The 23841-nt window shown below is 34.8% G+C and carries 25 protein-coding genes; 15 read left to right on the forward strand and 10 right to left on the reverse strand.

Annotated elements, in window-relative coordinates; genetic code table 11:
• Nucleotides 1-73: 73 nt before the first annotated feature.
• Nucleotides 74-874, reverse strand: coding sequence for a carbon-nitrogen family hydrolase (locus tag HMPREF3270_RS04900; RefSeq protein ID WP_070848216.1), 801 nt, complete (start codon nucleotides 872-874; stop codon nucleotides 74-76).
• Nucleotides 875-1094: 220 nt separating this feature from the next.
• Here HMPREF3270_RS04900 and HMPREF3270_RS04905 point away from each other — a divergent pair, with 220 nt between their 5' ends.
• Nucleotides 1095-2543: an SdrH family protein gene (locus HMPREF3270_RS04905; protein WP_070848217.1), complete on the forward strand. Its 1449-nt coding sequence runs from the start codon at nucleotides 1095-1097 to the stop codon at nucleotides 2541-2543.
• A gap of 88 nt (nucleotides 2544-2631) precedes the next feature.
• On the opposite strand, the gene mroQ is transcribed toward HMPREF3270_RS04905, so the two are convergent.
• A complete protein-coding gene (gene mroQ, locus HMPREF3270_RS04910; RefSeq protein WP_070848218.1) occupies nucleotides 2632-3375 on the reverse strand; it encodes an intramembrane glutamic endopeptidase MroQ in 744 nt (247 codons plus the stop codon).
• Between the two features lie 216 nt (nucleotides 3376-3591).
• Between mroQ and groES the strand changes: the two genes are divergently transcribed.
• Both groES and groL read left to right on the forward strand, forming a co-directional pair.
• On the forward strand, nucleotides 3592-3876 hold the full coding sequence (groES, locus tag HMPREF3270_RS04915) for a co-chaperone GroES (RefSeq protein ID WP_070848219.1): 285 nt from the start codon (nucleotides 3592-3594) through the stop codon (nucleotides 3874-3876).
• Between the two features lie 38 nt (nucleotides 3877-3914).
• Nucleotides 3915-5534 carry a chaperonin GroEL gene (gene groL, locus HMPREF3270_RS04920; RefSeq protein WP_002481715.1) on the forward strand — a complete coding sequence of 540 codons (1620 nt, stop codon included), beginning with the start codon at nucleotides 3915-3917 and terminating at the stop codon, nucleotides 5532-5534.
• Between the two features lie 104 nt (nucleotides 5535-5638).
• On the opposite strand, the gene HMPREF3270_RS04925 is transcribed toward groL, so the two are convergent.
• Together HMPREF3270_RS04925 and HMPREF3270_RS04930 are read right to left on the reverse strand one after the other, a co-directional pair.
• A complete protein-coding gene (locus HMPREF3270_RS04925; protein WP_070848220.1) occupies nucleotides 5639-6664 on the reverse strand; it encodes a threonine aldolase family protein in 1026 nt (341 codons plus the stop codon).
• 388 nt (nucleotides 6665-7052) lie between these two features.
• Nucleotides 7053-8348 carry an aminotransferase class I/II-fold pyridoxal phosphate-dependent enzyme gene (locus HMPREF3270_RS04930; RefSeq protein WP_070848221.1) on the reverse strand — a complete coding sequence of 432 codons (1296 nt, stop codon included), beginning with the start codon at nucleotides 8346-8348 and terminating at the stop codon, nucleotides 7053-7055.
• A 192-nt stretch (nucleotides 8349-8540) separates the two neighbouring features.
• Between HMPREF3270_RS04930 and HMPREF3270_RS04935 the strand changes: the two genes are divergently transcribed.
• The 6 genes from HMPREF3270_RS04935 to HMPREF3270_RS04960 all read left to right on the forward strand — a co-directional run bounded on the left by HMPREF3270_RS04935 (nucleotide 8541) and on the right by HMPREF3270_RS04960 (nucleotide 12476).
• Nucleotides 8541-8732 carry an SE1626 family protein gene (locus HMPREF3270_RS04935; RefSeq protein ID WP_002481712.1) on the forward strand — a complete coding sequence of 64 codons (192 nt, stop codon included), beginning with the start codon at nucleotides 8541-8543 and terminating at the stop codon, nucleotides 8730-8732.
• A gap of 164 nt (nucleotides 8733-8896) precedes the next feature.
• The gene (locus HMPREF3270_RS04940) at nucleotides 8897-9277 is read left to right on the forward strand and encodes a PSM export ABC transporter transcriptional regulator PmtR (protein WP_002481711.1); all 381 of its coding nucleotides are present in this window, start codon (nucleotides 8897-8899) and stop codon (nucleotides 9275-9277) included.
• A complete protein-coding gene (locus HMPREF3270_RS04945; protein WP_070848222.1) occupies nucleotides 9274-10164 on the forward strand; it encodes a phenol-soluble modulin export ABC transporter ATP-binding protein PmtA in 891 nt (296 codons plus the stop codon). The genes HMPREF3270_RS04940 and HMPREF3270_RS04945 overlap by 4 nt, the downstream gene beginning before the upstream one ends.
• A complete protein-coding gene (locus HMPREF3270_RS04950) occupies nucleotides 10161-10841 on the forward strand; it encodes a phenol-soluble modulin export ABC transporter permease subunit PmtB (protein ID WP_057510885.1) in 681 nt (226 codons plus the stop codon). Before HMPREF3270_RS04945 ends, HMPREF3270_RS04950 begins: the two co-directional genes overlap by 4 nt.
• 22 nt (nucleotides 10842-10863) lie before the next feature.
• Nucleotides 10864-11751: a phenol-soluble modulin export ABC transporter ATP-binding protein PmtC gene (locus tag HMPREF3270_RS04955; RefSeq protein ID WP_002481708.1), complete on the forward strand. Its 888-nt coding sequence runs from the start codon at nucleotides 10864-10866 to the stop codon at nucleotides 11749-11751.
• Nucleotides 11748-12476 carry a phenol-soluble modulin export ABC transporter permease subunit PmtD gene (locus HMPREF3270_RS04960; RefSeq protein ID WP_057510883.1) on the forward strand — a complete coding sequence of 243 codons (729 nt, stop codon included), beginning with the start codon at nucleotides 11748-11750 and terminating at the stop codon, nucleotides 12474-12476. The genes HMPREF3270_RS04955 and HMPREF3270_RS04960 overlap by 4 nt, the downstream gene beginning before the upstream one ends.
• A gap of 50 nt (nucleotides 12477-12526) precedes the next feature.
• Here the strand turns inward: HMPREF3270_RS04960 and HMPREF3270_RS04965 are convergent, their stop codons facing one another.
• Nucleotides 12527-13090 carry a thioredoxin family protein gene (locus HMPREF3270_RS04965; RefSeq protein ID WP_002481706.1) on the reverse strand — a complete coding sequence of 188 codons (564 nt, stop codon included), beginning with the start codon at nucleotides 13088-13090 and terminating at the stop codon, nucleotides 12527-12529.
• A gap of 221 nt (nucleotides 13091-13311) precedes the next feature.
• On the opposite strand from HMPREF3270_RS04965, the gene HMPREF3270_RS04970 reads away from it, so the two are divergent.
• The 3 genes from HMPREF3270_RS04970 (at nucleotide 13312) to HMPREF3270_RS04980 (ending at nucleotide 15339) form a co-directional block, all read left to right on the forward strand.
• Nucleotides 13312-13797, forward strand: coding sequence for a hypothetical protein (locus tag HMPREF3270_RS04970; RefSeq protein ID WP_226956295.1), 486 nt, complete (start codon nucleotides 13312-13314; stop codon nucleotides 13795-13797).
• A 148-nt stretch (nucleotides 13798-13945) separates the two neighbouring features.
• Nucleotides 13946-14506: an HAAS signaling domain-containing protein gene (locus HMPREF3270_RS04975; RefSeq protein WP_002481704.1), complete on the forward strand. Its 561-nt coding sequence runs from the start codon at nucleotides 13946-13948 to the stop codon at nucleotides 14504-14506.
• Nucleotides 14503-15339, forward strand: a complete 837-nt coding sequence (locus tag HMPREF3270_RS04980) for a DUF4097 family beta strand repeat-containing protein (RefSeq protein ID WP_070848223.1) — start codon at nucleotides 14503-14505, stop codon at nucleotides 15337-15339. The genes HMPREF3270_RS04975 and HMPREF3270_RS04980 overlap by 4 nt, the downstream gene beginning before the upstream one ends.
• Before the next feature lie 77 nt (nucleotides 15340-15416).
• Here HMPREF3270_RS04980 and HMPREF3270_RS04985 read toward each other — a convergent pair whose 3' ends face one another.
• The 3 genes from HMPREF3270_RS04985 to HMPREF3270_RS04995 form a co-directional block, all read right to left on the reverse strand.
• Nucleotides 15417-16100 (reverse strand): ABC transporter ATP-binding protein, encoded by a 684-nt coding sequence (locus HMPREF3270_RS04985; RefSeq protein ID WP_070867180.1) that lies wholly within the window; start codon nucleotides 16098-16100, stop codon nucleotides 15417-15419.
• Nucleotides 16101-16118: 18 nt separating this feature from the next.
• Complete coding sequence (locus HMPREF3270_RS04990) at nucleotides 16119-17168, reverse strand: ABC transporter permease (protein ID WP_023015883.1); 1050 nt, start codon at nucleotides 17166-17168, stop codon at nucleotides 16119-16121.
• Between the two features lie 294 nt (nucleotides 17169-17462).
• Nucleotides 17463-18506: a C45 family autoproteolytic acyltransferase/hydrolase gene (locus HMPREF3270_RS04995; RefSeq protein ID WP_002481700.1), complete on the reverse strand. Its 1044-nt coding sequence runs from the start codon at nucleotides 18504-18506 to the stop codon at nucleotides 17463-17465.
• 406 nt (nucleotides 18507-18912) lie between these two features.
• On the opposite strand from HMPREF3270_RS04995, the gene HMPREF3270_RS05000 reads away from it, so the two are divergent.
• Nucleotides 18913-19089 (forward strand): hypothetical protein, encoded by a 177-nt coding sequence (locus HMPREF3270_RS05000; protein WP_096754678.1) that lies wholly within the window; start codon nucleotides 18913-18915, stop codon nucleotides 19087-19089.
• 72 nt (nucleotides 19090-19161) lie between these two features.
• Here HMPREF3270_RS05000 and HMPREF3270_RS05005 read toward each other — a convergent pair whose 3' ends face one another.
• Nucleotides 19162-19572: a YolD-like family protein gene (locus HMPREF3270_RS05005; protein ID WP_023015882.1), complete on the reverse strand. Its 411-nt coding sequence runs from the start codon at nucleotides 19570-19572 to the stop codon at nucleotides 19162-19164.
• Nucleotides 19573-19739: 167 nt separating this feature from the next.
• Between HMPREF3270_RS05005 and HMPREF3270_RS05010 the strand changes: the two genes are divergently transcribed.
• Complete coding sequence (locus HMPREF3270_RS05010; RefSeq protein ID WP_070848224.1) at nucleotides 19740-20774, forward strand: 6-phosphogluconolactonase; 1035 nt, start codon at nucleotides 19740-19742, stop codon at nucleotides 20772-20774.
• A gap of 257 nt (nucleotides 20775-21031) precedes the next feature.
• Entirely contained in the window at nucleotides 21032-22594 is a 1563-nt protein-coding gene (locus HMPREF3270_RS05015) for an SLC13 family permease (protein ID WP_070848225.1), read from the forward strand.
• A 65-nt stretch (nucleotides 22595-22659) separates the two neighbouring features.
• Here HMPREF3270_RS05015 and HMPREF3270_RS05020 read toward each other — a convergent pair whose 3' ends face one another.
• Nucleotides 22660-23778: a glycosyl hydrolase family 28-related protein gene (locus HMPREF3270_RS05020; protein ID WP_070848226.1), complete on the reverse strand. Its 1119-nt coding sequence runs from the start codon at nucleotides 23776-23778 to the stop codon at nucleotides 22660-22662.
• Between the last annotated feature and the right edge of the window lie 63 nt (nucleotides 23779-23841).

Below are 23841 nucleotides of genomic sequence, written 5' to 3' on the forward strand. Positions count from 1 at the left end.
ATATATCAACCGAATTTGACAAAGAGCCTAATAAGTAAAACCCATGAGTTCCTCCCAAACTCATGGGTTATTTTTATTGATCATATTTATAAAGGTGAGGGCGTCTATTATCAAAGACAGGAATATTTTGTCGTTGCTGCTTAACTTCATCAAGATTAATATCTACAGTTAAGACTTCTTCTTTAGTTCCTGCTTCGGCTAAGATTTCTCCATTCGGATTAATCACAAGAGAATGACCCGCGTATTCTGTGCCACCATCTTTTTCAAAACCGCAAGTATTACAAGCGATAACGAAGATATCATTTTCAATCGCTCGGCTTTGGAGCAATGTACGCCAATGATTTAAACGTGCCATCGGCCATTCAGCTACATAGAATAAAATATCTGCACCTTCAATAGAAGGGTGTCGTGCAATTTCAGGGAATCGTAAGTCATAGCAAATGATTTGTGACGCACGCACTTGTTCATTGAGGTTAAAGACATAAGGAACAGTTTCGCCGCCAGTTAAGTATAAATGCTCATCTAACATAGGAACGAGATGTACTTTATCATATTGATAAATCAATTCGCCTTGTGCGTTAACTGTGAATGCAGTATTGAAAGTATTGCCTTTTTTCTTATTAGAAACTGATCCAGCAACAATTGTAACGTTATAAGCACGGCTTAGCTTTTGAATGAATGATAGACTCTCTTTTAAATCATCATCTGATAAAGTAGATAGTTGTTCTAGTGCGTAACTGTTATTCCACATTTCAGGTAAAACAGCGACGTCTGTATCAGATTCAAGGTTTTTTGAAAATAGTGATTCAATCTTATCTTGGTTAGCTTTCGCATTACCATGTGCAAGATTGAATTGAAATAGTTGAACTTTCATTGATAATCCTCTCCATTCTTTTATTAATATTACTGTACTAAAGTGCGTCATGAATTTCCAATATTGATAATAATCTGATATTTTAGTGCTTTATTTGGATTATTACAAATTATTAAGTATATTAACACTTCTTTTCATTCTAATATACATATAGAATTTAAAGATAAGTTCTTATATACTTAAGTTGATTGCTATATTTGATAAAAGGAGGTGCGTTAAAATGAAAAAGAAAGTATACAAAAAATTAACATTGACCATCGCTGCAACTGGGCTGCTATTACCAAGTACAGTAACACATGCCGCAGAACAAACACAAAAGAATCAACAAGTACCTGTTTCAAAACAAACAGAAACAACTAAAACACAATCAGATGGTTTAAATAATCAAAGCGCGCCTGAAGAAGAAACGTTAACTCAAAGTCCGAGTGACACTTCAAATGAAAGTACTTCATCTAGTGTTCAACCAAATCAACAGATTGATACTACAACACAAAAAGAAGACCAAACAACAACACCATCAAATAATACATCGACAAATGAGGAGACAAATGCATCACAAGAAGACACTTCACAAGATACGACAAAACCTCAACCAAACGATCAACCTGGAGGTAGTTCAACAGGTGCAGAAAGTTCGGACAACCCAAATGACAGCAGCAATAATACTGAAACCCAACCCGAACCTACAAATCCAGAAGAACCAAAACCTGAAGAAACAAATCCAGACGAAAAAACATCTTCAGGCGATAATACAGAAAAACCTGAAGATAATAGTGAAAATGATAAAGGACAAGGTGGCGGTACGATTCCACAAAGAGGAGAGGGCGGTTCACATCCAGTTGAACCATCACCTGAAAAACCTGTGCCAGACGAACCAACACCAGAGGAGCCTGAACCAGGAGAACCATCAATGCCAGATGGACCCACTACACCAGAAACACCAGAACAAGGCCCATCAGACAATAATTTACCAAGCAACAATAAATCTGGACAAAATTCATATCAACCGAATCAACAAGTCACGCCAACTTCAAGCTATCATCCATCAGCTGACTATATACCGAACAGTTCTAATTTCGCTTCGGCAACACCTTCTTTAAATGGAGGCTTAAATGAACAGCAAGCTTCGGATGAAGTAATGCCTTTTTCAAATTTAGGTTTAATTGGTGACCGTTATGGACATTTGATTACAGGGTCATTTAGATATAATCCATTCATCGTTCATCAAGTAGGTATGATCAGTGATGATACGCAGTCAACTGAAGATGATGTTCATGCAGTGTTGCAACCGCAAAATTTTAGTAATAATAGTAATTTAAATAATTTACAGCAAAGTACGGGCTACTTCAAATATCAGTATTTCAGTCCTATGAGAGCGCAACAATATTATGCAAATTTAGACTTGCAAATTTTAGGATTAGTAACAAGTGACTTAGGCTCAATGCCAGATTTAAAAGAAGTAAAACGAGATAAGCATGCTGAAGCTAAACAGACAACTAAACCTTCAGAAGATACAAAACAAAATGCAGATAAAGCGAAGAAGAAACAAGAAGAAAAAACAACTGATAATCAGAAATACCCACGCTTACTCAACACTTTGTTAATTGTATTCGGGGTTGCATTTATCTGGTTTATTGTATTAATGATTATGAAACGAAAGAAGCAATAATATAGTATTTAGATTAGTAACTATATTAATAGAACCTAATTCAAAAAAATCACGCAACAAGTTCGAGAGTAACCTGTTGCGTGATTTTTTAATATCCAATCATATGAAAAATAAATGATACAGATTCTTGAATTTTTTTAAGATCGTCTGCGAATAATAATTGAATGACGACCACGTAACTATTCATGAAGATATGAATTAAAATGGGCACGGCAATACGCTTGGTGTAAACATAAAAACCAGCTAAAATAAAGCCCATACCAAAATAAATTAAAATAAAGTTTGGGTCGTTATGTGCCATAGCGAATAATGCTGAGCTGACTGTGCCAGCAATGATAAAACGTATGACTTTATTACCTCTAAGAATATTGAAAATCTCACCGAAGATAACCTTTCTGAATACGAATTCTTCTAAGAAAGGCCCAGCAATTGCCACGAGTACAATAAAAATAGGTGCTTCTTGAATAATTTTCATAATGCCGGTTGTATTCGGGCTTGGCTGATCGATTTTAAATACAAAATGATTTAATAGAGAAGCAATAATTTGATATAACAGTACGACAATGAGCCCTACAATGGCCCAAAGAATGACATAACGTTTTTGGACTTTCGGTTGTAATTCTAAACGTGTTTTGTTTTTGATTTTATAATTCATCCACAAAATGACCAATGCTGCTAAAATCATTAAAATGACTTGTGTGTATGATGTCGTAAGCATAAGTTGTTTGCCTTTAAAATGATCAAACAAACCAGCACGATACAACATCTGTGGACCGAACAATGCAAGTCCATAAACGATCAAGGTTAGGATTGAAAACCATAGTCGTGACATAATGTAACTCCTCCATACTATCTAGTTGCTATATTCATTTTAAACTAAAAGTTTGTGCGAGGAAAATAAAATTCTAATTGCTTGATGTATTGACCAATTTTGATTAATATAGAAAGTGGATTAGCACTCAGGATATGAGAGTGCTAAACAAAACTTGATATGTAAATAAATCAAATATGAAATAAACAATTGCAACAGATTAGAGGAGGAACGACCATGCTTAAACCATTAGGGAATCGCGTGATAATTCAAAGAATTGAAAGTGAACAAACAACTAAGAGCGGAATCGTATTAACTGATAAAGCGAAAGAAAAATCTAATGAAGGTAAAGTTATCGCAGTCGGACCAGGCAGAACTTTAGATAATGGTACTGTTATTACGCCTGAAGTTAAAGAAGGCGACACTGTGGTATTTGAACAATATGCCGGAAGTGAAGTACAAGTCGGTGAAGACAAATACCTTGTTATCAGTGAAGAAGAAATTCTAGCTATCGTACAATAATACATCAATCATAACAAATAACAGGAGGCTATAAACATATGGCTAAAGAAATAAAATTTTCTGAAGATGCACGTCAATCAATGCTTCGCGGTGTAGATCAACTTGCGAATGCAGTCAAAGTAACAATCGGACCTAAAGGTCGTAACGTGGTGCTAGACAAAGAATTTACTGCACCTTTAATTACAAATGACGGGGTAACGATTGCGAAAGAAATTGAACTTGAAGATCCATATGAAAATATGGGTGCAAAATTAGTGCAAGAAGTTGCGAATAAAACAAATGAAATTGCTGGTGACGGTACAACAACAGCTACAGTACTTGCACAAGCAATGATTCAAGAAGGATTAAAAAACGTAACAAGCGGTGCGAACCCTGTTGGTTTACGTAAAGGTATTGATTTAGCAGTAGGCGAAGCGGTACAAGCTTTGCATGATCAATCTCAAAAAGTTGAAAATAAAAATGAAATTGCACAAGTTGGTGCTATTTCAGCAGCTGATGAAGAAATCGGTCGATACATTTCAGAAGCAATGGATAAAGTTGGTAATGACGGTGTTATCAGTATTGAAGAATCAAACGGCTTCAACACAGAATTAGACGTAGTTGAAGGTATGCAATTTGATAGAGGTTACCAATCTCCATATATGGTAACTGACTCTGAAAAAATGGAAGCTGTATTAGAACGTCCATATATCTTAGTGACTGATAAAAAAATCAGCTCATTCCAAGATATCCTTCCATTATTAGAACAAATTGTTCAATCTAATCGCCCAATTTTAATCATTGCTGACGAAGTAGAAGGCGATGCTTTAACAAACATCGTATTAAACCGTATGCGTGGAACATTTACTGCAGTCGCAGTTAAAGCACCAGGTTTCGGTGATCGTCGTAAATCAATGTTAGAAGACATTTCAATTTTAACAGGTGCACAGTTCATCACTGATGACTTAGGTTATGACTTGAAAGATGCATCTATTGATATGTTAGGTACAGCAAATAAAGTGGAAGTTACTAAAGACAATACAACAATTGTTAACGGTGACGGAGATAAAAATTCTATCGATGCACGTGTATCACAAATCAAATCACAAATTGAAGAAACTAACTCAGATTTCGACCGTGAAAAATTACAAGAACGTTTAGCTAAATTAACTGGCGGCGTAGCAGTAATTAAAGTCGGTGCTGCAAGTGAAACAGAATTAAAAGAACGTAAATTACGTATCGAAGACGCATTGAACTCTACACGTGCAGCAGTAGAAGAAGGTATTGTTGCTGGTGGCGGTACTGCATTAGTGAATGTATACAAACGTGTCAGCGAAATTGAAGCTGAAGGTGATGTTGAAACAGGTATTAATATCGTCTTAAAAGCATTAGAAGCACCTGTACGTCAAATTGCTGAAAATGCTGGTTTAGAAGGTTCAATTATCGTTGAAAAATTAAAACATGCAGATCCAGGTGTTGGTTACAACGCAGCTACTGGTGAATGGGTGAATATGTTAGATGCAGGTATCGTAGACCCTACAAAAGTAACACGTTCAGCATTACAAAATGCTGCAAGTGTAGCAGCAATGTTCTTAACAACAGAAGCTGTAGTAGCTAAAATTCCTGAAGAAAATAATGATGCAGGCAACCCAGGAATGGGCATGCCAGGCATGATGTAAGAGATATCATAAATAAAGCAGTTTAATTCATAAACTGCTATCAATAGAAAAGGCGCTTCATTAGTATGTATAGCTAATGAAGCGTCTTTTTTGATAAATTTTACTTAAATATGTGCTTTAAGGTAGGCGATATGTTCTTCACGTGTTGCCCAGCTGGTCGCAAAGCGTACGATTTTATGCGTCTCGTTATACTTCTCCCAACAAGTGAGTTTTATATATTCACTCAATCTTTCAATTGTTTCATTGTTCATAATAAAGAATTGCTGATTGGTTGGTGAATCTAAATAGAGTTGGTAGCCTTTTTCAACAAATGCTTGTTTTAATTGCATTGCCATATCCACTGCATGTCGACTGATATCTAAATATAAGTTATTTGTAAATAATTCAGCAAACTGAACACCGATTAAGCGGCTTTTCGCAAGTAAGGCACCGTGTTGTTTAACAATAGATGTAAAGTGCCTCGGCTCATTGTTGCTTGTGAAGACAATAGCTTCACCACATAAAGCTCCGATTTTAGTACCACCTATGTAAAAGACATCTGCATATTTGGCAATATCCTTAATATCTAAATCAGCTTCATCACTGACTAAACCATAACCTAAACGCGCACCATCAATGTATAATGGGATCTCATATGTTTTACACATGTTTGAGATGCTTTCTAATTCTGATTTTGTGTATAAGGTTCCGTATTCAGTAGGATAAGAAATATAAACCATACCTGGATAAACCATATGTTTATAGTTTGAGTCTTCATAGAAGTCATCAATATAATTTTTTACTTGATCAGCAGTGATTTTACCATTGTCAGAAGGTACCGTTAATACTTTATGACCACTGAATTCAATCGCACCGGATTCATGTACACTGATGTGACCAGTGTCCCCGGCAATGACACCTTCGTATTTGTTTAGCATTGCATTAATTACAACTTGATTCGTTTGTGTTCCACCGACTAGAAAATAAATAGCAGCTTCTGGCATATCGATAGCTTGTCTGATTTTACTAATTGCATCAGCAGTAAATGTATCATTGCCGTATCCAGACTCCTGTACGTAATTAGTTTGAACTAATTTTTCTAAAACTTTTTCATGTGCACCTTCTAGATAGTCATTTTCAAAAGATATCATGGGTCCTTCCTCCAATTCATAGTATTTTTTATAATGCAATTCTAGCTGCAAAGCAAAAGAGGTGTAAGTAGTACTAATATTCTGAAAACATTATTTAGAATTCAAGAACTAATGTACCAAAATCACATCTTTTCAAAAGTCTTATACAGTTAGAGAATGTTTTAATAATAATGCGGTTAGTTGATTGTGTCAACTACAAGATAATACTTTTATATTTTAATCTTGCAAAGCTTTGGCTGTTAATACTGTAAAATAGAGGAGTTATATAAATTATAGCGATTTTTTGACAATTCATATTATGGCAGTAAAACAGACGCTTTTTTAAGTGATCATACATAAAAAAACTCTGATGGACTAAGCGGTCGATCAGAGTTTAACTAATTATTTATTATTGTTGTAAGTCAGCGATACCTTTTGCGATAGATTCGAACACATGAGGGATATCGTCTTTTTCGATACAGCTGAAAGCAACACGGATATCAGTTTTGTTCAAAGCAATTGTACCGATAGAATATGCTTCGATTAAGTGTTTACGTAATGCTTCCGCATCAACATCTTTAACTTGAATTGCCATGAAATAACCAGAGTTGAAATCATAAGGTGTCCAGTAAGCTTTAAATTGCTCATCATATACCACTGATTTTGTGACTTCATAACGTTCGCGTAAAGTATCGATGTGACGTTGCACATCCGCTTCAAACGCTTCACGATGTTCAGGTTGCAATACATATTGAACTGCACTTTGTGAAGGCATAGGACCACTTGAGATATTACTACGGATTAAACCTTTAACTTTAGCTTCTAAGACAGCTTTAGTAATTTCATCATTAATACCGAAAGTAATAAAGCCGACACGTAAGCCCCAAGCAAAGAATTCTTTAGTTGCACCGTCTAATCTCACCGGTAAGATATTTTCTGATTCAAGCTGTGTTAATGCTGAGAATAATGATTGCGTATAAACATCTTCATAGAATAGACCATAATACGCATCATCAACAATTGTAATTACTTTAGTACCGCGATCAGCTAAGTCTTTAATTGCTTTAGCGATAACATCAACTTGATTTGCAGTTGGTGTATAGCCTGTTGGGTTATTTGGGTAATTCAACAATAAGATGACTTTGTCTTGATCATAATTTTCTAAAGCTTCAACAAAACCATCAGTTGTGTAGCGATTTTGTTCATCAAAGATAGAATATGTTTGAATATCAGCACCATGACGCGTATTAAAAATTAATTTATAGTTGCCCCAGTTTTGTACAGGTAATAATAACGTATCACCAGCATTAACGAATAAGTCAGCTAAAATAGATAAGCCATGTGTTAATGCGTTTGTCACGATAGGTCTAGAAATTTGTTTTTGTTCTAGATCAGGATTTTCTTTTAGAATTTTTTCTTCCCATAACGCACGTAATGTTTCTAATCCTTGCGGTGGCGCATAAGGGAAAATTTCATCTGGATCTAGATGTTGGTATAAACCGTAGATTGTATCAGAGTATAATTTTCCATTATCATCTGTCGCCATACCAATTGTTGCGTTATACTTTGTTGCTTTAGCTTCTGCTGATTGAGATAAAATGCCTTTAGGATAAAACATGTGTTTACCTAAGTCAGACAGCATGTCCAATATCACAGGGTTAGATTGTGTAAGTTGCTCATTTAAATCAAGCGCTAATGGATTCATAATAATTCCGCCTCACTTTTTAAAGTCTTCATACATTACTATATTATCTTGAATGAGCTTAAATAGAAAGTAGAGAACGACGATTTTCAGAAAATATGGTCGATTATTCTAAATGTATCCTTAAAAATAGAAAAACTAACCATGAATACCCAATAATTATTTGATATACTGATTATATTTGAGGTGAAAATATTGAAACATTTGACTAAAATTTTTGTGATTATCGCAATTCTAGCGTTTTTAGCTGGTGCTTATTTTCAATTTATTGAAGATGAAGGCGCAAGTATTAAAATGTTTTTAGCGGCCATCATGTTCATGATTTGTGCTTTTATCAGTCGTAATAATGATCGGAAGAAAAGAGAACAGTATAAACGTAAAAAGTAACTGTACAAGTGCATTGTGCAGTTACTTTTTTATTGCTTTTGTGTATATACAATATATACAGAAAAGACTGATTTTTGAGTGATTATGTAAAGATTACGTAAAAATCATAGACATAACTGTTATATCTGTGTATACTGTGTATATACAGTTAGGGAGGAAGTTAGATGAAAATACTGCTTAAGAATAATAGTGAATATCCGATATATGAACAAATCAAGCAGCAGATTAAAGAAAATATACTCAAAGGTTATATTTCTCCCGGTGATCATCTTCCCTCTATGAGAGAACTTGCGAAAGACTTACGCGTAAGTTTAATTACGACCAAACGTGCTTATGAAGATTTGGAGAAAGATGGGTTTGTGACCACAATCAGGGGAAAGGGTACTTACGTTAAAGAGCAAGACAATGCGATATTGAAAGAAAAGCAATTTATAGTCATCGAAGATTTAACGAAATCATTAGTAAAAGAAGCAAAAACAATCGGTATGCCGCTTGAAGAGTTGAATGAAATCTTAGCATTAATCTATGAGGAGGAAAATGAATGATAGAAAAAGCTATCGATGTACAGTCACTTTCGTATCATCATAAAAACTTCGAGCTTAAAGATATTTCATTTCATGTTCCAAAAGGTTATGTGACAGGTTTCATTGGCGCTAATGGTGCAGGTAAAACAACCATTATTCGTTTATTGATGAACTTGATTCATCGAGAATCTGGATATATTGAAATGCTTGGACATGAAATGCCAAAACAAGAAAGAGAAATCAAAGAACAAATCGGTTTTATTTATTCGGAATTATACTTGAATGAAAAATGGACAATCGAAAAAGTAGAGCGATGTATTGGACCGATGTATCGCAATTGGGATCATGATATTTTTCACCACTACATAGAACGATTTAAACTTCCGCTTAAGAAGAAGATTAAGACGTTTTCAACAGGAATGAAGATGAAACTTTCCTTTGCGATTGCATTCAGTCATCATGCGAAGTTGTTCATTTTAGACGAACCGACAGCAGGATTAGACCCTATCGCAAGAAATGAAGTACTAGAAATCATCCAAGAAGAACTCATTAATGAAGATGTTTCAGTTTTCTTTTCAACACATATAATTTCAGATATTGAGAAAATTGCAGATCATCTTGTTTATCTTAAAGATGGGCAAATTATCTTCAATGAACCGAAATATGTATTGTTGGATGATTACCAATTAATACGTGGTAGTGTCGAAGACTTGGATGAGGAATTAAAAAGTTACATTATCAATTTGAAAATTAAACAAACGGGTTATGTAGGATTAACGAAAGAAGCGGATGCTTTCAAAGAAATCTTTGGTGACCGAGTAGAAATTTCTAAACCGACCATTGAAGAATTGATGGTTAATGTAGAAAAGGGTGGCTTAGATGAAGCAAAGCTTGGTGAAGTGTTATGAAGACATTGCTCAAAAGAAACTTACTATTAAGAAAATATACTTTAATTGTTTATGCATTGATGATTATACTTGCGCCAGTTGTATTGCCATTGATTAAAGGTGATTCGGTATGGAGTTTTATTATTAAAAATATCTTTGCGGCGCTTGTTATGTTTATCATTATTTTTGATAGCGGACAAGTTTTCAGATTGCAATTTAAATTAGGCGGTAATAAAGCTTATTACTTCAATCACAGCTTACCTTTTTCAGCACGTCAGCAGTTAAATACACATTATTTAACAACACTCTTGTTAGCATTAGCAGGTGCAATCGTGTTGATTGTGTATAATGACGTGCCGCAAGGTGCAGAGATTAATAGTATTGAACTGATGACGCCTTTGACATTTATCGCAATTAACCTTTTGGGTCACGCACTCGCTTTCCCCAAAAGTTCTGAAGTCAGAAGGGATTTTATTCCTTATTGGGGCTATATCGTTGTTGCGAATATTGTTGTACCGATTTTAATCGCAATTGGTTTCTTGTTGATCGCAGTTGTGACAGAACGTTTTGATATGATGTCAGACAAAATGGTGGAAGTTTATATCAATAGGTTTGTGCTTTGGTCTGGCTTATTATGTATCGTAATTTTTGTGGGAACATATTTTTATCAGCTTAAAAAAATTAATTCAAATCAATAGTCATTTAAAAGGAGGTCTTTTGATGAAACTTGAACATATTACAAAACAATACGGTTCTAACAAGGTATTAGATAATATTGATTTTAAATTTGATCAAAGCCGCATTGTCGGTTTGATTGGGAAAAACGGTGTAGGTAAAACGACATTAATGAAAGTCATGAACGGCAACATTATTAATTACTCAGGAAAGGTAAATTTAGGTCCTGATGAACGCGTCGGTTATTTAATTGAGCACCCTAAACTTTATGATAATAAATCAGGCTTATATAATTTGAAAATCTTTGCGCAAGTCTTAGGTAAAGGCTACGACAAAGCTTATGCACAAAGTATTATTGATGCATTCGGCATGGCGCCTTATATCAAAAAGAAAGTCAAAAAATACTCAATGGGTATGAAACAAAAACTTGCGATTGCAGTGTCATTGATGAATAAACCGAAATATTTAATTTTAGATGAACCGACAAACGGTATGGATCCAGATGGTTCAATTGATGTGCTTGAGACCATTCAGCGATTAGTTAAAGAGTTAGATATGAAAATTTTGATTTCGAGTCATAAATTAGAAGACATTGAATTAATTTGTGACCGTGCAGTGTTCTTAAGAGATGGCCATTTTGTACAAGATGTGGATATGGCGAAAGGGACACCGACAGATGTGACAGTCTTGGAATTAGGAAAAGACTTATCAGATGAGAAATTTAAAGAGGTTTTAGATTATTTGACGATTCATTTCAGTATCTTACAAAGTCATAAAGATTCTGGTGAAATTTCATTAAAATCAATCAAAGATTACAAAGAATTATTAAAAGGACTTGCAGGATTAGACGTCTTCCCAGAATACATTGAAACACGTAAACAATCATTACGTGATACGTACTTCAATATTAATCAAAGAGGTGAGAAAAAGTGAATCTATTCCAACTCGTAAAACATGACATTATCAGTATCTTAAGAAGTCCATTAACGTATTTAGCACTTATTTTAACATTACTTCCAATTATCGGGATGACAGCATTGATTAATCAACAAATGCATAAAGTAGATGGAGATATTATTATGGCCATGGGCAGCTGGTTCTTCTCTATAGTTGGATTACTGTTTATGATTAAAACAATCACAAGAGATATCTCTCAAGGTACGATTCAATTATATTTAAACAAAACGAGCAATCGTATAAAGTATTTTATTGCGAAAGTCTTATCTATCGCATTTATCGCGATTTTAATCACAGTGCTTTTAGATGTGCTTGTTTTAATTATTCAAGCCGTTACAAAAGGACCTGATGTGAAAGATGAGAAGATGTTGCAGATTTTATGGTTCTACTTTATTTTCTTATTATTCTTTGGTCTATTGTTATTCTTGGTAGCGTTAATCGTACCAAAACCAGCATTGATTTATGCGTTAGGTATATTCTTAGTCTTGATTGTGCCATTTGCGGAACCATTTCTACCTATGATTCCGAAAATTGGAGATGATATCCAAAAAGCATTGAAGTATATTCCGTTCAGTTATTTAACGAACAAAACAACGACAGGGGACTTCAAATTCAGTAATTGGCAATGGTTTATTTCAGCGGCTTCGATTGTTGTCTTATTTGTTGCTAATACGCTATACATTACAAAAAAAGATATTTAATCAAAAAAGCCGGAATGCTAGTTCATGTACTCTAGCTTCCGGCAGTTTTATTATGGGTTCAGTAATTTGTTCATGATAGAGTTGTAAACTTCTTTCCAAAGATTTGAATCTGTTTTGAAGCGGTTGCTGATGACAACATGAGTTTGTTGTACGGCTTCATCATAATTTTCATCATCTTTATCTGGAAGTAATTTTTTTCTAGTTTCTTCAACGAAGACTTGTGCAGCTTTTGCGCGTGGGCCCCATACATTTTCTTGTTCGTATTGATCATTTAAGAATACGAAAATTGGAATCGCACGTGCTTTACCATTCGTTAAATATTGATCAATCAAGTCTGTGTCTTGGTCTCTATGAAAGACGCGTACTTCGAGGTCTAACAATTCGCTGATATGTTTTAAGATCGCAATATTCATCATGGCATCCCCACACCAATCTTCAGAAATTGCGAGTACTTTACGATATGACTTTTGCTTGACTTGTTCGATACGTGAATCATCTTCAGGTACTGTAAAACTTTCATAAATCTTAAGCAGACCTTCTTGATTTTCTTTCATCTCAGAGATATACGTATCTAAATCTTGAGCATTTTGAAAATATGTTTCTAGTTTTGTCATCGATAAAACCCCCTTTGTTAATTGATAATATTATATCAACAAATGATTCAGAATTAAAAGGAAAGGTTGTGAAAATTCTAAAGATTATATAGTGTTGCAAATGTAGTTAATATATTTTGAAGAAAAAGTAATATATAAGTGAAATAGCACCGTGCAATTTCTAAAAATAGTAGTATGATAAATATGTGCGAAAAATACATACGAAAGAGCAGTAAAAAGGAGTGATTCTTTTGAAGTATAAATTAGTCGCAGTACTTATGTTTTCAACGATAAGTGTAATAACTTTATTGATTTCAGGGTATATGAGTAGTACAAAATCAGTTGATTTATCAGAAATGACAATTAACAACATGAAGATGAATCAATCATTTAATCCAAAGGGTTTTAATGAAAATCATAATATTCAAGTCGACCGCTTTGCGTTTTATTACAATGATAAGCATCCTAATTTTGTGGTGAAAGTTGATAAGGCACATCATAAAATTAATGGAATGGTTGTTATTAAGGATAAACAAATTGAAACGAACATGGGCTTTAAAGTAGGGGATGATATCAGCGATGTCATTCAAGCACTAGGCAGCAGTTACCAATTAACAGAAGGTAAGAATGGTTATAAAACGTTGAATTACGTTGATAAAGAAAATCATTTAAAACTTAAAGTCTTATATCAAGATGATGAAATTAAACGAATTGAATATTTCAAATGAGAATTCTAATTAAAGATGGCGTACTTGAAAGGCAATTTAAGCGGCCATCTTTTTACATAAGATAATATTTTCTTTAGGCCAAAGGGGAAACATTTTAAAAGCTTTGCAAGTTAAAGTATAATTCAAGTAGATTTTGGAGGTGGCCATTGTGAATAAAATTACATTTTTAAATGATTTAGAAAGTGAATTAAGATGGTTGCCTAGAGACGAAAAAGATAAAATTATGTATGAATACGAAGATGTGTTCTACGAAGGTGAAAGAGAAGGGCGCTCAGAACACGATATTCTAAATGAAATGGAAAGCCCGAAAAAAATAGCAAAAGAAATTTATGCGCAAAAAGCTATCAAGAATGCTGAATATGCGCCGAACGCACAAAATGTCACCAAAGCTGTTCTCGCTACGTTAGGTCTAGGCATTTTATCTTTAATTATCATATTGATTCCATTATTCTTTGTGGTTATATTTATGATTATATTATTGCTTGCTTCGCTCGTACTTTTATTATCTCCAATCATTTTATTTGTAGCGAATGTGATGAGCGGATTTTCACAATTTGTTTTCAGCGATTTCTTATTTGCCTTTAGTTACACGGGTCTTGGAATTATCTTTATTGTCTTTATCTTCAAGTTGGTTGAAGTGATTTATAAATTAATTCTGAAGTATTTACGTTGGAATTTGAAATTGATTAGAGGGAGCATAAGCGCATGAGAAAACTTTTATTAATTGGCATGATCACGTTTGTTGCTTTCTTCTCACTCGGCACTTTAGTCTGGTTTGTTCATGATCAAAGTAATTTGCCAGAGGAGCGTGTTGAAAAGACATTTCATAATAAAGACATTCAAGATATTTCAATCAGCGGCAATCGTGCAGACATCAAAATTGTACAAGGTAAGGAATTGAAGCTTAAATATAAAGGACAACGTCCTATTAATTTCTCAGAACATAATCATATCCTTAAAATTTCTGAAGATAAAAAGGATGAAATAGCGCCTAATATTAATCCATACAAAAGAACGAAACAAGAAATGATTGTCGAGGTACCAAAGAAACAATTAAATGATATTAATATTTCAACAGATATCGGCGCAATTAAATTGGATGGTGTACAAGCTGCGACAACCACAATTTGGAATAACATTTCAGATGTACATATTAAAGATTCCAAGTTGGAAAGTTTAGATATGAAATCAGAGAGCAGTAAGTTGGCATTTGAAAATAGTACGTTAAAAAACGGCAATTTCAAAATTCATTCTGGCGGTATCAGTGGAGATCATTCATTAGTAAAAGAAAGTATTTTTATATTAGGTACGGGTCATATCAATTTCTCAAAGATGGCGAATTCTTGTGATATTAAAGCCTCAACGAAAAGTGGCAATATTACGTTAAGCTATTTACACCCGCCGAAAGATACACTGTTAAGATTAAACCCTGCTGAAGGTAAGAAGTTGGTAAAAAATCCTCACTTTAAAAATGATAAAGTCGGTAAGGGTGAAAATGTTTTAGAATTCTATACGAATAAAGGTAATATCACAATCGAATAATGAACGTTTCAACAAAAAAACGATTTTCATCAAATGTTAGATGAAAATCGTTTTTTTTTGTCTATATTTCTATTCAATTATAATGTGCTGGATTCTGTTTGTTGTTGTGCTAAAACGCCGTCTTCCATTTGGTATACTTTATCGCAGAATTTCATTAAACGTTCATCGTGTGTTACGACAAGACAGGTTTTATTTAATTCCTTGGTTTCTTTCTTTAAGATGTTCATGACTTCCATCGCATTTTCAGTATCTAGTGAAGCGGTAGGTTCATCAGCTAAGATAATAGATGGATTTGTATACAATGCTTTGACAATCGCAACACGTTGTTTCTGGCCGCCAGAAATTTCGCTTGGCAGCTTATTTTGAACTTCACTTAAACCTAATCGTTCTAATAAGTTAGTCAATGCTTCATCACTTAGCACATCTTTCTTTTGTTTTTTCAACAAGGTAAATTGCTGTTTGACTGTTAAGAAAGGAACCAAGTTTGTGGCTTGCAAGATAAAGCCGATTTCGTTCATACGCGTATGTGCTAATTGTTTTTGAGAAAGATGTGTAATGGCTTGGCCATTCACATAAATTTCACCTTCAGTCGGTGTTTGTAATGCTCCGGCCATCGTCAAGAACGTACTTTTTCCTGATCCAGAGGGGCCGATGATGCCGACGAGTTCATTCTTATTAAATTGTACTGTCGTTGGTTTAACAGCTTCGATAATTTTATTACCATCTTTAAAACGCTTCGTGACGTCTTTAAACTCTAACATTAGTATTTTCACTCCTTTTTATCCAATGGCTTTTAATGGGTCTACTTTACGGATCGTTAAAATAGAGAACAGACTTCCAATGAGTGATACAACAATCAAGACAAGTCCATAGATGATTAATGTCACAGGATTAAATGCGACAGGCACAGCATTCGGTAAAAAGGCACCTGTGATTAGTGTCAGTGCTAACCCGATTAATGTACCGATTAAAGAAATCATAAAGGTTTGTGCTAAAACGACTTTAGCTAAGTAACCATTTGTGAAACCTTGTGCTTTCAATACACCGAATAAGTTTGTTTTTTGAAGTGTAATGACATATAAGAAAATACCGATGACTGTTGCTGAAATAATAAATAAGAAAGTAATCATAAAGTTAAGTGTCAGATTTTGTGCAGTGTAACCAGGTAAATTTTCAACGAAGTTTTCAATGCTGACCGCTTCTAAATCAGAATTGAGTGATTTATCTTTCCAATCTTTGTCACGAACCACAACAGCATTCGTTTTATCTTTGGTTAATTTCGGATTGATACTTTGAATTGTATTATAATTACCGAATAATACAGGTGATGCGTTATATTTTGCGCTTTCCGTAAATCCAACAATTTTCAGCTTTTCATCTGATTGGGATAAAGATAATTTATCGCCGATTTTAAAGCCTTTATCTTTTAAAGTTTCATCTGCGATGACCTCATTATCTTTATTAAATTTATGTCCTTCTAGTAATTTAGGAATTAAGAATGATTGTTTGGATACGCCGAATAAGAGGGCATTTTCTTCTTTTTGACCATTAGAAACAATAACGGCAGATTGTTTGAGTAACGCGGATTCTTTAAATGTATTTTTTGTTTCTTTTGTATCGAAGACAGATTGAGCGACAGTTTGATTCGCATCTTTATTTAAGACAATCGCATCTGCATGCCATTTATCTATACCTTCACGGTTCATATTGATTAAACCGCTTGCAAGGCCTGAAAGTAAAAAGAGCAGGTAACTGATCATAATCAGCACACCGATGATTAATCCGAATTTTAATTTATTTCGTTTCATCTCGTTCCAAGCTAAAAACATAGGAGAACTCCTCTCGAGTATTTAATTTTGAATGTTGAGTTGATTATGATTGAAGACTATCAACTTAATTAATCAATTATAACTTATATAACTCAAATGTGAAAAATAAAACAAAATGTATCAAACTTTTTTGCGAATACTTTTAATAAAAGAAGTGGATTGGGAGTTAATTTAGATTGGGATAAAGAATTTCAAGATATTCTTAAATCAAGTAAAGTCTTGTTTTTTTCTAATAGAGCAGATAAAAATAAAAGCGAAAAGACTTTAGCACAGTGTCTTTCCGCTTTTAATCTATTATTCAGATGCGAAGGCAATGTCTGTATCAATTTCGCCATGAAGAGAGGTAATATCTAGTTCGTTGTGGTTAAGCCATTGATTAAAATCAATACATACAGGTGTTTGATTTTCGCCTAAACTGATCCAAGCTTTCATTGTTTCTGGTTGATACATAGATGTATGAATAGTACCAGACCAGCTGCTGAAGAGCTTACTGTAAATTTCATATTGCGGATCATTAAAAACTTCAAAAGCTTTCATTTTATCCATATGGATATCTGTTTGTTTTAAAGTTTTAGCTAATCGTGCTTTAGATTCTTTGGTGTAGTTACGATTTTCATGCGTCAGCAACTTGAAATGGTTAGTGCACGTACGATCATAACGTACATCTAGACCTCTAGGTGTCACTTCTACAATCGCGTGTTGATTATGTTTATCCATCATAATATAACTGAATGAACTACGATGAGGAATTTCTTTTAATAAACGAATGGCTTCATCTGTATCACGACAAAGTTCTAAAATTAAGCGTCCAATCATATAACAGACAAACCCGTCTTGCGGATGTTTACGATGCATAAAATTATAGCCCATAGCGAGACCCGCAGAATTAAGCCCATCCATTCTGCCTGTGACGCGAGAAGTAGGACCAATTTGGGCTAATCCACCGTCATTTGGTTCATATAATAAATAGCGACCATCATATGTGGCAGGGTGATAGTCATAATTGCGCACTAAATAATTGTCGCCAAGAAAGACTGTACAGCCGCTGTCTTTCTTAATAGGTGTAAAGCGATAATGTGCAAAATTAAAAACAATTTGTCTAATCGGTAACTCAAGCACTTCACGCATACCCATTAATTCTTCCCAAATTTGCGGTGCATATTGTTGGAAGATTGCATGTGTTTCATTAACATCGATATCAAAGCGTGGTAAGCGTTTCTTCCATTCTTTTTCTCTATTTTGCATGAGTTTAGTTGTTTTCATCCACTTGCCTGTTTCAACACCTAAATCATAATGTGATCCTCGAAATGTCATAATATCTGAGTGTACTTTTTGCATTCAAAATAACCCCTTAATGTTTCTCTTGATAATGTTACAAGAATGTAATTATTTATTAATAGACTTGGGAAATCAAACCATATTATAATATATATGTAGAGAAAAAACTGTAAATACGGTTTGTAAATGTCACTTGAAACGAAGATAGATTACGTTTAGAGGTGATTCATATGGTACAAGATTATTATAATAAAGCATATGCCGCTGTTTACAGATGGTGGAGAGGCGCGTAATTCGTAATTCTTGTGATTTTAAGAGGTTAACCTTTTTCGGTTAGCCTCTTTTTAGTATAATGGCTTTAGACATGCTTTAGCTTTTTTAATATAGGGTATATGTTTTAATGACCAATTTAAGTATGCTATTATTAGAGCATGCAGGCGATTATTTTTATAGAGGTGAAATCAAAATGTTAGACTTTATTAAAGGCTTTTTTAAATTCTTCTTCAGTTTAGCACTTATCGTGTCAGTTGTAGTTGGCGTAGGTGTGGCTGTATTTGCTTTCATCTTCAAGAAAGACTTTGAAGATATCGAAAGAAGAACAAAAGAAATCGTTGCTGATATTGAATCAGGCAACAGTAATTAATTGTAATAGAATTAATGTAAAAGCACTTGCTGAGTTGAATTCAGCAAGTGCTTTTTTCATGAGTCTAAAAGGCTAAGAAGCGTTACGACATAATGTGATTTGGACAATATCAAGCAAAGAAAGTTTAATTTGCTGCTGTTGTTTCAAATTGATACCGATTAAGACTTGATCTAAGTAATTGATTTTGTCTGGCATCATTTTGATAGTCTGTATCCAACCTCCTTTAAAGTAGCGCACACGAATGGGACATTGTTCTTGAAATGCGATATGAATCTGTTGGTTCAATTCATGAATTTGATCTTCAGATAAAATAGGGCGTTCTATCTTAGTTTGATCTACCGCATATTGATGCAGACGTTCAAACTGTTCGGGCAATGTCGCAAAAGGTGCCCATTTCACCATGCCTCTGCCCATCGGGATATTCGCATCGAGCTCCTCCCGTGGAATTTTTCGATAATCTGTTTCTTCTTTAGACGTTTCCATCACTATCACCTGCTTGAGTAAGAGTTGATAATTTCATTATACGAACACTTGTTCGTATTTTCAACTGTAATTAATAGTTTAGCAGAAGAAAACCGTTTCAGAATTGAACTATTATCATTTTTCAGAATAATCCCGTACAATAGGAGGTAAGATGAGGAGGTAATAATATGACGAAATCAGGTTATATTGGATCTTACACAAAGAAAGAGGGTAAAGGGATTTACCGCTTCGTACTAGACGAAGACAAAGCAGCAGTCACTGAAGTTGCGACTGCCTATGAAATTGAGGCTTCTACTTTTATTGCACGCCACAATCAATTTTTATATGCGATTACGAAAGAAGGCGAACGCTGCGGTGTCGCAAGTTTCAGAGTTGAAAATGACGGCACATTGACTTTACTTAATAAATGCTTAGACTCTGTTGAAGGCACAGGATGTTATATTTCTGTATCAGAAGATGGCAATTATTTATTTGAAGCGGTCTATGGTGCAGGACTTTTACGTTTATACGAATTAGATGCAGCAACAGGTGAAGTTGTACGTTTAATTGAAGAGTTGGAACATAAATATCCGACAGGCCCGCATGAACGTCAAGAACATGCACATGTCCATTATGTGCAACAAACTCCAGATAAAAAATATGTTGCTGCGTGCGATTTAGGTACAGACAGAGTAGTCAGCTACACATATGATGAAGAAGGCTATCATGAAGCAGCGGTATCTGAATTTACTGCAGGTTATGGCCCACGCCATATCGCATTCCATGAAAATCAACCTTATGCATATGTTGTACATGAACTTTCAAATAAAGTGAGTGTTACCAAATATGATGACGGCCATTTTGAAGAAGTAGGCGTTTATGTAACGATTCCAGATGACTTCAGAGAAGCAACGAAACTAGCTGCAGTACATTTATCTCATGACCAACGTTTCTTATATGTCAGCAACCGTGGTCACGACAGTATTGCAGTATTCGAAGTCAGCGACAAAGGTGACGCATTAAAATTAGTTGAAATCGTGAAAACTGGCGGTGAATTCCCACGTGACTTCAATATTTCAGATGATGATCAATATATTGTATGTGCACATCAAGAAGGGGATTCTCCAGTGACTGTTTTAAAACGTAATAAAGAAACAGGCCAACTGACATTAACAGATGACAAACAACATGCTGCAGAAGGTGTCTGTGTCATTTTTGATTAAAGTAAAACAGTTGTAAATGCTATAGAGTAACCAGCATCTTTTGATAGGTGCTGGTTTTTTTATGGAAATGTTATAAGAATTATTTATCATATGAATTATAAAAGGTTATGTAACCGTTTGCATTATTTTGGTTAAATATACGGATTTTTGTGATAAAATTAAAAAAACAACATGTACAGGGGTGCTTTAAATCAGTATCAGATTTAATTTTCGATTGATTTAAAGTAAAACATGTTGAATTCAAGGGGGGATTGGTTATGCGTCATTCACAACAAACAACTTTTCGCATACCGGGACGTCTGACATTCTTTTCTCAACCAAAGAAACAAAAATCTTATAACTTAGGCCAATTAATAGGTTTGATTTTAGGACCTGTACTCTTTGCGTTGATTTTAATGTTTGTACATCCTGAAGGTTTATCACATCAAGGGGTTTTCGTTTTAGCAAGTACTGCATGGATTGCGGTGTGGTGGATTACAGAAGCGATTCCTATTCCGGCAACCAGCTTAATGCCATTAGTGCTGATGCCGATAGGTCATGTCATGGATCCTGCACAAGTTACTTCTGAATATGGTAATGATATTATTTTCTTATTCTTAGGCGGCTTCGTGCTTGCGATTGCGATGGAAAGATGGAACTTACATACACGCGTAGCTTTAATTATTATCAATAGTATCGGAACAAGTACTGGGAAAATTTTATTAGGCTTTATGTTAGCAACTGGCGGCTTATCAATGTTTGTATCTAATACAGCAGCAGTAATGATTATGATTCCAATCGGCTTAGCGATTATCGCAGAAGCGAAAGCTTTGAACGATAAAGAACATCATAAACACAATTTATCTAAATTTGAAAAGTCATTAGTCCTTGCGATCGGTTATGCAGGAACGATTGGCGGTATGGGAACATTGATTGGAACACCGCCTTTAATTATTTTGAAAGGGCAATACCATACAGCATTCGGTGAAGAAATCAGCTTTGCGAAATGGATGTTGATTGGTATTCCGACAGTTATTATCTTATTATTCTTGGCTTGGGTTTACTTACGTTTTGTTGCCTTTAAACAAGAATTGAAACATTTGCCTGGCGGTGATGATTTAATCAAAACCAAGTTGAAAGAATTAGGCAAAGTCACATTTGAAGAGAAAGTTGTTTTCACTGTCTTTACCACAGCAAGTATTTTATGGATTATCAGAGAGTTTTTACTCAAACAATGGGGACCGACCTCACTTGTTCAAGATGGTACGATTGCGATGTTCGTATCAATTTTATTATTCATTATTCCAGCTAAAAATAATAAAAAATACAAACGCATTATTGACTGGGAAGTTGCGAAAGAATTGCCATGGGGCGTACTGATCTTATTCGGAGGCGGTTTAGCTCTAGCAAAAGGTATTTCAGAGAGCGGCTTAGCGAAATGGTTAGGTGCACAATTGACAGCCTTAAATGGTGTCAGTCCTTTACTCATCGTGATTGTAATCACTATGTTTGTGTTATTCTTAACAGAAGTTACATCCAATACAGCGACTGCGACTATGATTTTACCAATTTTAGCAACACTATCTGTCGCAATCGGCGTGCACCCATTATTATTAATGGTGCCAGCCGCAATGGCTTCAAACTGTGCTTACATGATGCCAGTCGGTACACCACCGAACGCCATTGTCTTCGGGACAGGTTTGATTTCTATTAAGAAAATGGCAAGTGTCGGCTTCTGGGTCAACTTAATCAGTGCAGTTCTCATTATATTAGTAGTTTATTTCTTAATGCCATATGCATTAGGAATAGATATTAGCGAACCATTAAAACCACTTAAATAATAATAAAGGAGATAGGCTAAAGTATTGTACTTTAAACCTATCTCCTTCTTTTATGTTGATTTTAATTATGATTTAAGTGCTGGTGATTGATAGATGTGTGAAAGGTTGCGACGTTTAATTTGTGCAGGTTTTAGTTGTGGTTGATCTAAATACAGACCATCAATATCATGCAATGTTAAAGTTTGTGATGTATCAAACTGATTCTCAGCAATTAATACATCTTTGTGCTGCGTATTATAGTAACCGCGAATATGAATCGCGTCTTTGGTCATAGGCCCTTCAAACTGGTTATTAATAATATAAAGTTCACGACCGCCTTGAGCTCCCATACGTTGTCCAGTCAGTACATCTGCAGTGTTTTTATCATCTTTCGTGCCTAAAAAACGCACGCCGCCAGCACAATTTAAGAAATGATTGTCCATGATATATAAGCTGTGTGCTTTAAAAGGTGTCAACGCAAAATCTTGTGTTTGATGGAACGTGTTGCGATAGATAAAAATATCGTGATAAAACTGATTGTGACGTGTTGCATGTGAACCGATTGCGCGATTCCAACTCTTGAAGCCTGGTGTTTCTGAAGGACCGAAATAGCATTCAGAAACCATAGTGTTTCTAGTAATTGTACCATCTCGCGTTCCGAATTTAGGGAAAGCACCTGGTACTTGAATATCAAGTTGTATTGCTTCAGAAAAGCTGCGATCACCATCAATATCTAAAAAGCCTTCAAAACTGCAGCGTGTGATCAGCGTATCTTCAACACCGCATGCATCAATTGCGTGACCGCCGACGATGTCTTTGAAGCGGATATTATATAATACAATACTTTGTGCGTGACCTAAGCACATCGCAGTGTTGTTGTCTGGAATACGACTTCCGTTCATATCGAATGTACCGCCGATAATTGTGATATGGCTATTGCCGGTATAGCCATGATAAAGTCCATTTCGCATCCCATTTTTAAGTAATGCATCTTTGCCTTGACGCTTAATAATTGCTTCTTCATGTAAGAATAGTGTCGTGCCTTCATAAATCGTTAAGGCACGTTTGACATGAAATTCTCCTTTCGGCACAAAAATCATACTGCCTGGATGTTGTTTTGCGAGATTTAATGCATGCTGTAATGCTTTTGTATCCTTATGTTTATTTTGACCTGTTAATCCGAATTCAGTTGGGTATATCAACATGGTTTTGACCTGCTTTCTTTATTTCATTCTTTGTATAAAACGGGGTAAACTCGATAATTTGTC

The organism is Staphylococcus sp. HMSC65H10 (genome assembly GCF_001839185.1).
Lineage (GTDB): Bacteria > Bacillota > Bacilli > Staphylococcales > Staphylococcaceae > Staphylococcus > Staphylococcus simulans.

Bases quoted from the DNA above. Each gene is read 5' to 3' on its own strand.
- HMPREF3270_RS04900 (WP_070848216.1), bottom strand. From the start codon at position 874: ATGAAAGTTCAACTATTTCAATTCAATCTTGCACATGGTAATGCGAAA.
- HMPREF3270_RS05005 (WP_023015882.1), bottom strand. From the start codon at position 19,572: ATGGAAACGTCTAAAGAAGAAACAGATTATCGAAAAATTCCACGGGAG.
- HMPREF3270_RS05020 (WP_070848226.1), bottom strand. From the start codon at position 23,778: ATGTTGATATACCCAACTGAATTCGGATTAACAGGTCAAAATAAACAT.
- HMPREF3270_RS04940 (WP_002481711.1), top strand. From the start codon at position 8,897: ATGAAAATACTGCTTAAGAATAATAGTGAATATCCGATATATGAACAA.
- HMPREF3270_RS04995 (WP_002481700.1), bottom strand. From the start codon at position 18,506: ATGCAAAAAGTACACTCAGATATTATGACATTTCGAGGATCACATTAT.
- groES (WP_070848219.1), top strand. From the start codon at position 3,592: ATGCTTAAACCATTAGGGAATCGCGTGATAATTCAAAGAATTGAAAGT.
- HMPREF3270_RS05015 (WP_070848225.1), top strand. From the start codon at position 21,032: ATGCGTCATTCACAACAAACAACTTTTCGCATACCGGGACGTCTGACA.
- HMPREF3270_RS04945 (WP_070848222.1), top strand. From the start codon at position 9,274: ATGATAGAAAAAGCTATCGATGTACAGTCACTTTCGTATCATCATAAA.
- HMPREF3270_RS04955 (WP_002481708.1), top strand. From the start codon at position 10,864: ATGAAACTTGAACATATTACAAAACAATACGGTTCTAACAAGGTATTA.
- HMPREF3270_RS04965 (WP_002481706.1), bottom strand. From the start codon at position 13,090: ATGACAAAACTAGAAACATATTTTCAAAATGCTCAAGATTTAGATACG.
- HMPREF3270_RS04925 (WP_070848220.1), bottom strand. From the start codon at position 6,664: ATGATATCTTTTGAAAATGACTATCTAGAAGGTGCACATGAAAAAGTT.
- HMPREF3270_RS04985 (WP_070867180.1), bottom strand. From the start codon at position 16,100: ATGTTAGAGTTTAAAGACGTCACGAAGCGTTTTAAAGATGGTAATAAA.
- HMPREF3270_RS05010 (WP_070848224.1), top strand. From the start codon at position 19,740: ATGACGAAATCAGGTTATATTGGATCTTACACAAAGAAAGAGGGTAAA.
- HMPREF3270_RS04980 (WP_070848223.1), top strand. From the start codon at position 14,503: ATGAGAAAACTTTTATTAATTGGCATGATCACGTTTGTTGCTTTCTTC.
- HMPREF3270_RS05000 (WP_096754678.1), top strand. From the start codon at position 18,913: ATGTTAGACTTTATTAAAGGCTTTTTTAAATTCTTCTTCAGTTTAGCA.
- HMPREF3270_RS04930 (WP_070848221.1), bottom strand. From the start codon at position 8,348: ATGAATCCATTAGCGCTTGATTTAAATGAGCAACTTACACAATCTAAC.
- groL (WP_002481715.1), top strand. From the start codon at position 3,915: ATGGCTAAAGAAATAAAATTTTCTGAAGATGCACGTCAATCAATGCTT.
- HMPREF3270_RS04990 (WP_023015883.1), bottom strand. From the start codon at position 17,168: ATGTTTTTAGCTTGGAACGAGATGAAACGAAATAAATTAAAATTCGGA.
- mroQ (WP_070848218.1), bottom strand. From the start codon at position 3,375: ATGTCACGACTATGGTTTTCAATCCTAACCTTGATCGTTTATGGACTT.
- HMPREF3270_RS04950 (WP_057510885.1), top strand. From the start codon at position 10,161: ATGAAGACATTGCTCAAAAGAAACTTACTATTAAGAAAATATACTTTA.
- HMPREF3270_RS04905 (WP_070848217.1), top strand. From the start codon at position 1,095: ATGAAAAAGAAAGTATACAAAAAATTAACATTGACCATCGCTGCAACT.